The sequence below is a fragment of the Streptomyces sp. XY006 genome, assembly GCF_002237655.1.
GTDB classification, from domain to species: Bacteria; Actinomycetota; Actinomycetes; order Streptomycetales; family Streptomycetaceae; genus Streptomyces; species Streptomyces levis.
Genome location: NZ_NOKT01000028.1, coordinates 1 through 12,890 on the forward strand (window position 1 = coordinate 1; position 12,890 = coordinate 12,890).

General features: G+C 73.6%; 9 protein-coding genes and 1 pseudogene. 2 read left to right on the top strand and 8 right to left on the bottom strand.

What is annotated here, in order from left to right:
• Window positions 1-380: 380 nt before the first annotated feature.
• Window positions 381-3,731, top strand: coding sequence for an AfsR/SARP family transcriptional regulator (locus CHR28_RS28245; RefSeq protein WP_094056531.1), 3,351 nt, complete (start codon window positions 381-383; stop codon window positions 3,729-3,731).
• Between the two features lie 15 nt (window positions 3,732-3,746).
• On the opposite strand, the gene CHR28_RS28250 is transcribed toward CHR28_RS28245, so the two are convergent.
• The 6 genes from CHR28_RS28250 to CHR28_RS28275 form a co-directional block, all read right to left on the bottom strand.
• On the bottom strand, window positions 3,747-4,562 hold the full coding sequence (locus tag CHR28_RS28250) for an ABC transporter permease (RefSeq protein WP_094056532.1): 816 nt from the start codon (window positions 4,560-4,562) through the stop codon (window positions 3,747-3,749).
• Window positions 4,559-5,578 carry an ATP-binding cassette domain-containing protein gene (locus CHR28_RS28255; protein WP_094056533.1) on the bottom strand — a complete coding sequence of 340 codons (1,020 nt, stop codon included), beginning with the start codon at window positions 5,576-5,578 and terminating at the stop codon, window positions 4,559-4,561. Before CHR28_RS28255 ends, CHR28_RS28250 begins: the two co-directional genes overlap by 4 nt.
• A gap of 528 nt (window positions 5,579-6,106) precedes the next feature.
• Window positions 6,107-7,324 (bottom strand): MFS transporter, encoded by a 1,218-nt coding sequence (locus CHR28_RS28260; RefSeq protein WP_094056534.1) that lies wholly within the window; start codon window positions 7,322-7,324, stop codon window positions 6,107-6,109.
• Between the two features lie 136 nt (window positions 7,325-7,460).
• Window positions 7,461-8,513 carry an endonuclease/exonuclease/phosphatase family protein gene (locus CHR28_RS28265; RefSeq protein ID WP_094056535.1) on the bottom strand — a complete coding sequence of 351 codons (1,053 nt, stop codon included), beginning with the start codon at window positions 8,511-8,513 and terminating at the stop codon, window positions 7,461-7,463.
• Between the two features lie 190 nt (window positions 8,514-8,703).
• Complete coding sequence (locus CHR28_RS28270; RefSeq protein WP_094056536.1) at window positions 8,704-9,342, bottom strand: TetR/AcrR family transcriptional regulator; 639 nt, start codon at window positions 9,340-9,342, stop codon at window positions 8,704-8,706.
• Window positions 9,343-9,488: 146 nt separating this feature from the next.
• Window positions 9,489-11,090: an MFS transporter gene (locus CHR28_RS28275; protein ID WP_094056537.1), complete on the bottom strand. Its 1,602-nt coding sequence runs from the start codon at window positions 11,088-11,090 to the stop codon at window positions 9,489-9,491.
• A 206-nt stretch (window positions 11,091-11,296) separates the two neighbouring features.
• On the opposite strand from CHR28_RS28275, the gene panB reads away from it, so the two are divergent.
• The gene (gene panB / locus CHR28_RS28280; RefSeq protein WP_094056538.1) at window positions 11,297-12,169 is read left to right on the top strand and encodes a 3-methyl-2-oxobutanoate hydroxymethyltransferase; all 873 of its coding nucleotides are present in this window, start codon (window positions 11,297-11,299) and stop codon (window positions 12,167-12,169) included.
• 103 nt (window positions 12,170-12,272) lie between these two features.
• Here the strand turns inward: panB and CHR28_RS28285 are convergent, their stop codons facing one another.
• Together CHR28_RS28285 and CHR28_RS28290 are read right to left on the bottom strand one after the other, a co-directional pair.
• On the bottom strand, window positions 12,273-12,665 hold the full coding sequence (locus CHR28_RS28285) for a VOC family protein (protein WP_094056539.1): 393 nt from the start codon (window positions 12,663-12,665) through the stop codon (window positions 12,273-12,275).
• A pseudogene (locus CHR28_RS28290) lies at window positions 12,662-12,847 on the bottom strand (ArsR/SmtB family transcription factor); the annotation flags it as partial. The pseudogene CHR28_RS28290 and the gene CHR28_RS28285, both read right to left, overlap by 4 nt.
• Between the last annotated feature and the right edge of the window lie 43 nt (window positions 12,848-12,890).

Here is a 12,890-nt window from a genome sequence, read left to right on the forward strand (position 1 = left end):
GCGCGGGGCCGGACCCCGCCGGGGCCGGGGCGCGGAGCCGGGCGCTGCGGGTCGCCGGGCCGGGGCTGCCCTGTTGCCGGGCCGGGGCAGCCGTGCTGTGGGGCCGGATGGGCGGCTCCGGCAGCCGGCGTCCCACACCGCCGGCTCGCGCGCGCGCCGCGACCGCACGACACCTCCCACCGCGGCCCCCGCACCGCCGCCGGACCGGACCCCCGGTGCCGCCCCACGGAGGCTCCGCCACGGCCTCCGCCGGCCCGCTCACCGACCCGCCCCCGCCATGTCCCCGGGTGACGCCCGCGGTGTCCCGCGGCGGCGCCCCCACCGACCCACCCCCGCCGCGCCGTCGGGCCGTCGTGACCGGCCTTCCGGCTCCGGAGAGAATGGACCCCGTGCGCTACCGCATCCTCGGCACCACGCAGGCGATCCGCACCGACGGCACGGTCGTCCCGGTCGGCGGGGCGCGGCTGCGTGCGCTGCTGACCGTGCTCGCCCTGCGGGCGGGGCGTACCGTGCCCGCCGGGATGCTCGTCGACGAGGTGTGGGGCGGTGACCCGCCCGCCGACGCGGCGGGCGCGCTGCAGGCGCTGATCGGCCGGTTGCGGCGGGCGCTCGGCGCGGACGCGGTCGCCTCCGCCGAGGGCGGCTACCGGCTCACGGCCGCCCCCGACGACATCGACCTGCACCGCTTCGAGCGGCTGGCCGGTGAAGGGCTGCGCGCCCTGGCCGACGGCGACCCCGCCAAAGCCGCCGTACTGCTCGACGACGCCCTCGCCCTGTGGCGCGACCCCGCCCTGGCCGACCTCCCCGGCCGCACCGCCGAGGCGGCCCGCCGGGAGGCCCGGCACCTGGACGTGCTGCGCGCCCGCCACGGCGCCGCCCTCGCCCTCGGCGAGGCCGGACAGGCCCTGCCGGAACTGACCGCCCTGTGCGACAGCCGCCCCCTCGACGAACCCCTCCAGGCGCTGCGCCTGCGGGCCCTGCGCGACACCGGCCGCACCGCCGAGGCCCTCGCCGCCTACGACGACGTACGACAGCTCCTCGCCGACCGGCTGGGCACCGACCCCGGCCCGGAACTGCGCGCGCTGCACGCCGAGTTGCTGACCGCGCCGGACGGCGACGACGGCCGGCGGACGCCCGCCGCGGGCCCGGCCGGCCGAGCGGCGGCACCCGGGACGGCCCCGACGGCCCCGGCCGCCCCCGCACGCGGCAACCTGCGCGCCCGCCTCACCTCCTTCATCGGCCGGGAGCGCGACATCGAGTCCATCCGCGGGGACCTCGCCGCGGCCCGTCTGGTCACCCTGCTCGGCCCCGGCGGCGCCGGGAAGACCCGTCTGTCGCAGGAGGCCGCCGAGACCGTGCGGCACACCATGCCCGGCGGGGTTTGGCTGGCCGAACTCGCCCCGGTCGACGACCCCGCCGCCGTCCCGGAAGCCGTGCTCACGGCCGTCGGCGCCCGCGAGACCGTCCTGTACGGCGCGGGCGCCGAGGGCATCCGGGCCGCCGTCGCCGACCGGCTCGACGACCCCGTCGAACGCCTCGCGGAGCACTGCTCCCGCCCCGGCATGCTGCTCATCCTGGACAACTGCGAGCACGTCGCCGACGCAGCGGCCCGCCTCACCGAGGACCTGCTGGAGCGCTGCCCCGGCCTGACCGTCCTCGCCACCAGCCGTGAACCCCTGGGCGTGCCGGGGGAGTTGCTGCGCCCGGTGGAGCCGCTGCCCGAGCCGGTCGCGCTGCGGCTGTTCGCCGACCGGGGCGCGGCGGCCCGGCCCGGCTTCCGCGTCGAGGACGACCCCGAGGCCTGCGCGGAGATCTGCCGGCGCCTCGACGGCCTGCCCCTCGCCATCGAACTCGCCGCCGCCCGGCTGCGGATGCTCACCCCCCGCCAGATCGCCGACCGGCTCGACGACCGCTTCCGCCTGCTCACCTCCGGCAGCCGCACGCTCCTGCCCCGCCAGCAGACCCTCAGAGCCGTCGTCGACTGGTCCTGGGAACTGCTCGACGAGGACGAACGGGACGTCCTGCGGCGCCTTTCGGTGTTCGCCGGCGGCTGCGACCTGGCCGCCGCCGAGGCCGTGTGCGGACCGGTCGCCCTGGAGGCGCTCGGTTCGCTCGTCGACCGCTCCCTGGTCGTCGCCGCCCCGCCCGGCGACACGGCCGACGGCGAGATGCGCTACCGGCTGCTGGAGACCGTCGCCGAGTACGCCGCCGAGCGCCTGGACGAGTCCGGCCGCCGCGCCGAGGCCGAGCGGGCCCACCTGACGTACTTCCGCGAATTCGCCCGCACCACCGACCCGTTGCTGCGCGGCCCCGACCAGCTCGCCGCCATCCGCCGGCTGGAGCGGGAGTACGAGAACCTGCGCACCGCCCTGCGCCACGCCGTCGCCCTGCGCGACGAGCAGGAGGCGCTGTGCCTGGCCCTGTCCCTGGTCTGGTACTGGCAGATGCGCGACCTGCGCATCGAGGCCCGCAACTGGTGCAGCGAGGTGATGGCTCTCGGCCCGGACCCCTTCACGGAGCCCGTCCGCCGCGCCGAGCCCGTCTGGCAGCGCTGCACCGACGCCCCGCCCCCGATGACCGGGGAGGTCCTGTGGGAGGCCCGGCGGGGTGTCCACCTGGCCCATCTCGCCTGTATGGACACCGAGCTGGACGCCTGGCAGAACCCGCGCTCCCAGCAGAAGCTGAAGACCATCTCCCAGACCTACGAGCCCGGCCTGCCGCAGACCTGCCGGCTGCCCGGGCTGCTGTGGTTCTTCGCCGTGATGCTGACCGGCGACATGGAACGGCTGCGCGTCATCATGGACGCCTCCATCCGCACCTGCCGTCACACCCCCGGCTTCGAATGGGAGCTCGCCTCCGGGCTCCAGATGCGGGCCAACTTCCTCGCCAACCGCACCGACTGGGCCGGTGACGCCGGGCGCGACGCCGACGAGTCGCTGGAGATCTACCGCCGCCTCGGTGACGCCTGGGGCACCGCCGAGGCCCTCTCGGCCCGCGCCGAGGCCCATGAGCGCCGGGGCCACCACGCCCTGGCCGCCGCCGACTACGAGGCGGCCATCGCGCACGCCGAGCAGCTCGGCGCCCGCGCCCAGGCGGCCGTCCTGACGGCCCGGCTCGGCGGGGCCCTGCTGGAGGCCGGAGAGGACGGAGAGGCCGAACGGGGCGAGCGGCTGCTGCGCGAGGTGATCGCCCAGCACGAGAACTCGCACAGCGAGGCCATGCCCGCCGCCCGGCTGTTCCTCGCCGGCCGGCTCGGCATGACCGGCCGCACGCCCGAGGCCCGCGACCAGCTGCGGCGGCTGCGCGAGGACTTCTCGATCTCCCACTTCATCGTCTTCGACGCGTTCATCCTCGGCGCCGAGGCCTGGCTGGACGTCCGGGACGGCCGGTACGAGGACTGCCTGGACCGCACCCGCAAGGCCCTGGAGCGGGCGAAGGACCCGGTGTCCGCGGCCATCGCGCCCCACATGCGGGCGGTGTTCCTGACCATCGGCGCCCAGGCCCTGTCCCTGTACGACTCCGGGCGCCACGCCGCGGACGCGGCCCGCTGCCTCGGCGCCGCCGACGCCCGGCTGCCGCCCGGCCATGTCGCCCAGCGCCAGGAGCGCGAGACCCGCGAGGAAGCGGAGCGGCAGGCCCGGACGCTGCTCGGCGACGCCGCGTACGACAGCGCCTACGCGCAGGGCGGCGGCCTCTCACTGGAGGAGGCCGCCGACCTGCTCCGGCGCTGAACGACCCGCTCCCGGTCAGTTCTTCGTGCGGAACTTGTGGATCGCGTAGGGCGCCATCACGGCCGTGATGGCCACCGACCAGCCGAGCGTCACCCACAGGTCGTGCGCGACCGGCCCGCCGATCATCAGGCCGCGCGCGGCGTCCGCGAGCGTGGACAGCGGGTTGTAGTCGGTGAAGGCCTGGAGCCAGCCCGGCATCGACGTCGTCGGCGCGAAGATCGACGAGCCGAACTGCAGCGGGAACAGCACCAGGAAGCCCATCGCCTGCACGGACTGCGCGTTCTTCAGGATCACGCCCAGGGTGAGGAACACCCACATGATGGACGAGGCGAACGCCGTCGACAGGGCCACCGTCGCGAACAGCCCCGGCCAGTTCGTGATCTCGAAGCCGACCGCGACGGCGACGATCATCAGCACGGCCGTCGCGAACAGCATCCGCAGCAGCTCCACCGAGATCTTCGCGAACAGCACCGAGCCGCGCCCGATCGGCAGGGACCGGAAGCGGTCCATGACACCGGAGTTGAAGTCCTGGCTGAAGCCGGTGCCGACGCCCTGGGACAGCGTCATGCTCATCATCGCGATCATGCCGGGGATCACGTACTGCACGTAGCGGTCCTGCCCGCCGCCCAGCGCCTGCCCGATCGAGCCGCCGAAGACGAACACGAACAGCAGGGTGAAGATGACCGGCATCAGCAGCGCGTCGGCCATCGACTCCGGGTCCTTGCGGATCCACAGCAGATTGCGGCGGATCAGGGCACCGGTGTGCCGCAGATGGCCGCGCAGCGGGATGCGGGCGTCCGCCTCGACGTCGTGGACGGTGACGGCGCTCATACGGCGGCCTCCTGAAGGTCTTCGGCGGGCACGGTGTCCTGCGGGGCACTGGCGCGGTGGCCGGTGAGGGACAGGAACACCTCGTCCAGGCTGGGCAGTTCGGTGGTGAGGGAGGACAGCGTGATGCCGCGCGCGGTGACCGCGCCGACCACGGCGGTCAGTTGCTCGTCGCTGAGGATCGGCACCAGCACGTCACCCCGGTCGGTGTCCACGGTCGTGGTGGCCAGCCCGGTGATCCCCAGCTCGTCCAGCGCGCCGGCGAGGGGCCGCAGGTGCGCCGGATCGGCCGGGCGGATCCGCAGCGCGCGGCCGCCGACCTTCGCCTTCAGCTCCTCGATGGCGCCGCCGGCGACGACCTGGCCGCGGTCGACGACCGTCAGCTCGGTCGCGAGCTGCTCGGCCTCCTCCATGTACTGGGTGGTGAGCAGCACGGTGACCCCGTCGCCGACCATGCGCTTCACCTCGTCCCACACCTCGTTGCGGGTGCGCGGGTCGAGACCGGTGGTCGGCTCGTCGAGGAAGAGCACCGCGGGCCGCCCGATCATGGACGCGGCCAGGTCCAGCCGGCGCCGCATGCCCCCGGAGTACGTCGCCGCCGGGCGCTTGGCCGCATCGGTCAGCGAGAAGCGCTCCAGCAGCTCGTCGGCGCGGTGGCGGGCGTCCCTGCGGGGCAGGTCGAGCAGGCGCCCGATCATGTAGAGGTTCTCCCAGCCGGAGAGCTTCTCGTCCACGGAGGCGTACTGCCCCGTGAGCCCGATCACCCGACGCAGCTGCCGGGGCTGGCGCACGGCGTCGTAGCCGGCCACGGTGGCCCGGCCCGCGTCGGGCGCGAGCAGCGTGGACAGGATCCGTACCAGGGTCGTCTTCCCGGCCCCGTTCGGCCCGAGGACCCCCATGACGGTGCCCTCCCGCACATCCAGGTCGACCCCGTCCAGCGCCTTGGTCTCGCCGTAGTGCTTCACCAGCCCCCGCACGGTCACAGCGGCGCCGCCGGCGTTGTCGTCGATTCGCGTCATGCCCCCGACGGTGCCACCCCCCACCGACAAATCACCGACATCCCACCGACAACCGGTCCCGGGCGGCCTCGGCTCTCGGCGAGGGCCCGCCCCGGCCGCTGGCGAGGGTCCGTCTCGGCCGCTGGCGGGGCCCGCCCCGGCTCTTGACGAGGTCTCGTCCCGGCCCTTGGCGGCGCCCCGCCCCGGGCCCTTGGCGGCGCCCCGCCCCGGGCCCTGGCGGCGCCCGTCCGGGCCCTTCGGGACAGCTCGTCCCGGCTTCCGGCGGCGGCCCGTCCCGGCTCTCCGCGACAGCTCGTCCTGGCCCTCCGGCGAGAGCGCGTCCCCGCCCTTCGCGACCGCTCGTCCCGGCCCCCGGCGAGAGCGCCTCCCGGCCTCTGCGACGGCCGGTCGACCGGTCGCCCGGCTCGCCGGATAGGGCCCGGCAGACGCGACGGCAGCCCGTGCGGCCGGGGCCGTGGGCTGCCGTGCGCAGGAACCGTCAGTGGCGTACCGTCTCGGAACCGTCAGTGGCGTACCGCCTCGGAACCGTCAGTGGCGTACCGTCTCGGCCTCCCGTGGGACGTGGGTCGCCACGACCCGCTCGCGGCCGGCGGCCGGGGCCCGGCGCCGGTCCACGACCGCGGCCAGCGCGGCGACGCCCAGGCCGAGGACGGCCAGCGCCGCGCCGGCCAGGGCCGGGGAGGTGACCCCGAAGCCGGCGGCCAGGGCGAGGCCGCCGATCCAGGCGCCGCCGGCGTTGGCCAGGTTGAAGGCGGCCTGGTTGGCCGAGGAGGCCAGCGAGGGCGCCGAGGAGGCCTTCTCCATGACCATCAGCTGCAGCGGGGAACCGGTGACGAAGGCCGCCATGCCGAGCAGGGTCACCGCCACGGCGGCGGTGAGCTCCGCGCGCATCAGCAGCGGGAACAGCGCCAGGACCGCCACCAGCGAGGCCAGACCGCCGAAGAGCGTGCCCCGCAGGGAGTGGTCGGCCAGGCGCCCGCCGAGCAGATTGCCCGCGGTCGCGCCGACGCCGAACAGCGCCAGCAGCACGGTCACGCTGGCGCCGGCGTACCCGGCGGCGTCCGTGAGCATCGGGGTGATGTAGCTGTAGGCCGCGAACAGGGCGCCGAAGCCCGCGACGGTCGTGCCGAGCGACAGCCAGACCGGGACGGAGCGCAGCGCGGCGAGTTCGCCGCGCAGGCCCTGGGCGGTGGCGTGCTCGTGGTCGTGCGGGATGAGGAACGCGAGCGCGGCGATGGCCGCCAGGCCGATGGCGCTGACGCCGAGGAAGGTCGCCCGCCAGCCGAGCTGCTGGCCCATGAGCGTCGCCACGGGCACACCCACGACGTTCGCGACCGTCAGGCCGAGGAACATCAGGGAGACCGAGCGCGCCTTGCGTTCGGGGGCGACCAGGCTCGTGGCGACGACGGCGCCGACGCCGAAGAAGGCGCCGTGCGGCAGTCCGCTCAGGAAGCGGGCCGCCAGCAGCCAGCCGTTGCCGGGCGCGAGGGCCGACAGCGCGTTGCCCGCGACGAACAGCCCCATCAGCCCGATCAGGACCGTGCGGCGGGACATCCGGGCGGTGACCGCGGCCAGCAGCGGGGCGCCGATGACGACGCCGAGCGCGTACGCCGACACCAGGTGGCCGGCACTGGGTATCGAGATGTTCAGGTCGTCCGCGACATCGGGCAGCAGCCCCATCATCACGAACTCGGTGGTGCCGATGCCGAAGGCACCCACGGCGAGGGCGAGCAGGGCCAGGGGCATGAAGAACCTTTCGAGACTTGCGTGAAGATCCGTACGTCGTATGTTCAAGTACGGAACAAAGTCTCGCAGGCGCACTATTCCACGAGGTGAAGCCCAGGTTGCCGGATCTCGCCGAAACTGCCCTGACCTGCGGTTTTCAGGAACCGCTTGTGGCGACCCTCACACGGGCGGCGACCGGCAGATGGTCGCTTCCGGTCTGCGGGAGGGTCCACGAGCTGCGCGGCTCCAGGCCCCGCACCATGATCTGGTCGATACGGGCCATCGGGAACGAGGCCGGCCAGCTGAACCCGAAGCCGCTGCCCACCGCGCCCTGCGTGGACCGCATCTGGGAGGTGACGGCGTTGAGCGCGCGGTCGTTCATCGTGCCGTTCAGATCGCCCAGCAGCACGATGTTCTTCAGCGGTTCGTGCGCGATGGCCTCGCCCAGGTAGTCGGCGCTGCGGTCGCGCTGCCGGGCCGTGAAGCCGGCCTCCATCTTCACGCGCACCGAGGGCAGATGGGCGACGTAGACCGCGACCTGCCCGGCCGGCGCGGTCACGGTGGCGCGCATCGCCCGCGTCCAGCCCATGTCGAGGTCGACGTCCCGGACGCCGCTGAGCGGGTACTTGCTCCACACGCCGACCGTGCCCTCCACCGCGTGGTAGCGGTACGTCGACGCGAGCGCCTTCTCGTACGCCGGCACCGCCGCCGGGGACAGCTCCTCCAGGGCGAGCACGTCCGCGCCGGAGGCGGCCACGTCACGGGCCGTGCCGGACGGGTCCGGGTTCTCGGCGTTGACGTTGTGCGTGACCACCGTGAGGTCGCCGCCCGCGACGGTCTTGTCGCTCAGCTGCCCCCCGAAGAGGTTGAACCACACCACCGTCGGCGCCAGCACCGCGATCAGCGCCGTCGCCGACCTGCGCACCAGCGCCAGCACGAGCAGCACCGGCACGAACAGCCCCAGCCAGGGCAGGAACGTCTCGATGAGACTGCCCAGGTTGCCGATGGCGTTGGGGATCTGCGCGTGCAGCAGCATGATCACGGCCAGCAGCACCGCGCACCCGGCCACCACCAGGCCGCGCCGCCAGATTCTCGGATCGCCCCGCCAGCCGCTCAGCAGCCGGTCGAACAGGCGCCGAAGCCGGGTTCCGCGGTGCTCGGGCCCCGAGCCGCCGTTGTCCGTCTCCGTCATGTACGCCTGCTGCGCCATACCGTCGCCTCACTACCTGCCGTGCACACCATCGCCCCCGTGTCCTTACGACCCTAGGGGATGATCCGTTCCGTTCCCGCCGTCCCGCGACGGCCGTACGGGGGCGAGGACGTTCGAGCCGGTCCGGCGAGTTCCGACCACGGCCCCCGAAAGCGCGGTCTGTGACGAAACGCGCACACTGGGGCCGGGCTCACGCGGAACTGACGGGCCGTGAGCCCGCCGGGCGCAGGCCTTCCAGCAGTGTGTCGACGACCTGTTCGGCGAGGCCCTCGGGCAGGTCGGCGTCCGGATGCAGCACCGAGCGCACGAGCAGCGGGCCGACGAACAGGTCGCTGAGCAGCTCCAGGTCGACGTCCGTGCGCAGTTCGCCGTTCTCCTGGCCCCGGCGCAGCACCTCCAGGCCCAGGCGGCGGCGCGGTTCGACGACGATGGCGTGGTAGGCCGCCCAGATCTTCGGGCTGCTCTTCATCTGGGCGTGCACGCTGTGCAGGATCGCCGACGAGCGCTTGGCGAGTCCGCGCCGGCGCATCTGCTCCAGCAGCACCACGAGGTCGTCGCGCATGGACGTGCCCGGCAGCGGCGGGTCGGAGGGCTCGGCGGCGCGCACGACGTCGACGAAGAGCTCCTCCTTGCCGCTCCAGCGGCGGTAGATGGTGGCCTTGCCCACCCCGGCGGTCCGGGCCACGCGCTCGATCGACAGCTCCGCCAGCGGCACGCCCTCCTCCAGGAGCTTCATCACGCCCTCGATGATGGCGCGCTCGACGGCCTCGCTTCTGGGGCGGCCCCTCGGGGGGCCGTCGTGCCGGGGCTGCCGTTCGGCGAGGCTCACGCGCTGCGTCCTTTCTGTCCGGAGTGGACCGGGGCGGGCCCGAGGGAACCGGGGTGGACCGGGTCGGACCCGAGGGGACCGGGGTGGACCGGGTCGGACCCGAGGGGACCGGGGTGGACCGGGTCGGACCGATTCTCGCAGCAGGTCTAGGACCGGGCGTCCGACAACTCCCGCTCCTCCCGGCCGGGCTGAGCGGCCGGCTGCCTGCCCGGCAGGAACAGTGCCACGACGACCGCGCCCACCAGCGCGACGCCCGCGCCCCACAGGGCGGTGACGTGCATGGCGTGCAGGAACGCGTCGTGAGCCGGGGCGATCAGGGCCTCGCCCCGCGGGCCCAGCTTCGCCGCGACGCCCAGGGTCGCCTCGATGGACTCGCCCGCGGTGTGCCGCAGGCCGGGCGGCAGGGCCCCGAGCCTGTCCTCGATGCCCGTGCGGTACGCCGTCGACAGGACCGAACCGAGGACGGCGATGCCGAGGGCGCCGCCGACCTGCCGGAAGGTGTTGCTGAGCGCGGAGGCCGAGCCGGCCTTCTCGCGGGGCAGGGCCTGCATGATGACGACGCTGACCGGCGTCATGATGTGCGCCATGCCGGTGCCCATCAGGAAGAAGACGACCTCCAGGATCCAGATCGGGGTGTCGGCGTCCAGGGTGGCGAAGGCGGCCAGCATGGCGGCGATGACCAGCAGACCCGCGGTCGTGGTGGCCCTGTTGCCGAACCGGTCGACCAGCAGCCGGGCCCGCGGCGCGAAGATCATCTGGGCGGCGGCCAGCGGCAGCATCAGCAGGCCGGTCTCCAGCGGCGAGTACCCGCGCACGCTCTGCGTGTAGAAGACGGAGAAGAACGTCACGCCCATCAGGGCGAAGAACACCAGCGCGATGGCGGCGATGGCGGCCGAGAAGACCTTGTTCTTGAAGTACGTGACGTCGATGGACGGATGGGCGCTGCGCTTCTCGAACACCACGAAGGCGACGAGCACGGCGAGACCGGCCCCGATGGTCGCCAGCACGGTCGCGTCCGTGAAGTCGGCGAGCTGGCCGCCCTTGATGATGCCGTAGACGAGCAGCACCAGGCCGACGACCGACAGCACCACGCCGACCGGGTCGAGCCGGCCCGGCCTCGGGTCGCGGGAGTCGGGGACCAGCCACAGCATCAGGCCGAGGGCGAGCAGCACGATCGGCACGTTGATGAGGAAGACCGAGCCCCACCAGAAGTGGTCGAGCAGCACGCCGCCGGTGATCGGGCCGATGGCGATGGCGAGGCCGACGCCGCCCGCCCAGATGCCGATGGCCTTGGGCTGCTCCTCGCGCTCGAAGACGTTCATGAGGACGGCGAGGGTGGCCGGCATCACGAACGCGGCGCCCAGGCCCATCACCGCGCGGAAGGTGATCAGCTCACCCGGCGAACCCGAGAACGCGGCGAAGGCCGAGCCGACGCCGAACACGGCCAGCCCGCCGAGCAGCACCTTCTTGCGGCCCAGCCGGTCGCCGAGGAGGCCGGCGGTGAACAGCAGCCCCGCGAAGACCAGGGTGTAGGCGTTGATCGCCCACTCCAGCTCGCTCTGCGTGGCGCCCAGGCCGGTCGGGGCGGGGGTGGAGATCGTCTTGATGGCGACGTTCAGGATCGAGTTGTCCAGGACGACGATCAGCAGGCTCAGCATCAGCACGCCGAGGATCGCCCAGCGGCGCCGGTGCACCGCTTCCGGTATGCGGCGGCCGGTGGGGGCGGCGCCGTCGGCAGGTGTGGTCATGCCGTCGAGCCTAGGCGCATTCCGATACGAGACCGTCTCGTATTGGAATACTCTTACCGAGCTCTTAAGGGCGCCGTGCCGGGGTTCCCCGCCCGGGGCGGAACTCACAGGGGCTCCCCTAGCCCTCGATGGCACGAGGTGCCACCATGGACGTGGTCCGGGGACGCCGTCAGGGCGCCTCGAGATGACGTGTTAGGAGCCGTGCCATGACGCAGCTTCCGGCTGCCCAGACTGCTCGCAAGCCCTCCGACGGCGGCAAGACGCTGTACGGGGGCAAGGGGACCCGTCGCATCACCGTGCGCGACCTCGCCGCCGCCAAGGAGCGCGGCGAGAAGTGGCCCATGCTCACCGCCTACGACGCGATGACCGCGTCCGTCTTCGACGAGGCCGGCATCCCGGTCATGCTCGTCGGCGACTCGGCGGGCAACTGCCACCTGGGGTACGAGACCACCGTGCCCGTGACCCTCGACGAGATGACCATGCTGTCGGCGGCGGTCGTACGGGGCACCTCGCGCGCCCTGATCGTCGGCGACCTGCCCTTCGGCTCCTACCAGGAGGGTCCGGTGCAGGCGCTGCGCTCGGCGACCCGGCTGGTGAAGGAGGCCGGTGTGCAGGCCGTGAAGCTGGAAGGGGGCGAGCGGTCGCACGAGCAGATCCGGCTGCTCGTCGAGTCCGGCATCCCGGTCATGGCCCACATCGGGCTGACCCCGCAGTCCGTCAACGCGATGGGCTACCGCGTGCAGGGCCGGGGCGAGGAGGCGGCCCAGCAGCTGCTGCGGGACGCCAAGGCCGTCCAGGACGCGGGCGCGTTCGCCGTGGTCCTGGAGCTGGTGCCGGCGGAGCTCGCGGCCGAGGTGACGCGGGTGCTGCACATCCCGACCGTGGGGATCGGGGCGGGCCCGGAGACGGACGCGCAGGTGCTGGTGTGGACCGACATGCTGGGTCTGACCGGCGGGCGCGTGCCGAAGTTCGTGAAGCAGTACGCGAACCTGCGTGAGGTCATGGGGAACGCGGCGAAAGCCTTCGCCGAGGAGGTGGTCGGCGGAACGTTCCCGCAGGAGGAGCACTCCGTCCACTGAGCCACTGCGGTACCACACAGCCCCGCCGATCGTCCCCCGTCGGCGGGGCTGTTCCGTCCTCCGGCGCCCGGCGTCCGGCGTCCGGCGTCCGGGGCCCGGGGGGCTACTCCGGCTGCGTCGCGATCTGGATCAGGTTGCCGCAGGTGTCGTCGAAGACGGCCGTGGTGACGGGGCCCGTCTCCAGGGGCTCCTGGGTGAAGCGGACGCCGAGGGCCCGCAGGCGTTCGTACTCCGCGTGCACGTCGCTGACGGCGAACTGGATCAGCGGGATGCCGTCGGCGACCAGGGCGTCGCGGTAGGGCTTGACGGCCGGGTGGCCGGCGGGCTCCAGCAGCAGTTCCGTGCCGCCCGGCTCCTCCGGGGAGACCACGGTCAGCCACCGGTCCTGCTCGCCGACCGGGACGTCGTGCTTCTTCACGAAGCCGAGGATCTCGGTGTAGAAGTGCAGGGCCTTGGCCTGGTCGTCGACGAAGACGCTGGTCAGGTGGATCCTCATGGGGTGCTCTCTTCCGGTCGGGCGGCGGGCGCCGGCCAGCGCTCGGTGATGTGCCGCAGCGGGGCCGTGTTCAGGTCGTGGAACGTGTAGCGGCCCTCCCGCCGGGTCTCGACGAGCCCGGCGGCCTCCAGCACCGCGAGGTGCTGGGAGACCGCCTGGCGCGAGATGCCGAGCCGGTGCTTCGTCGGCCACCACCCCAGGATGGGCAAGTGGCGACTTGCCTAT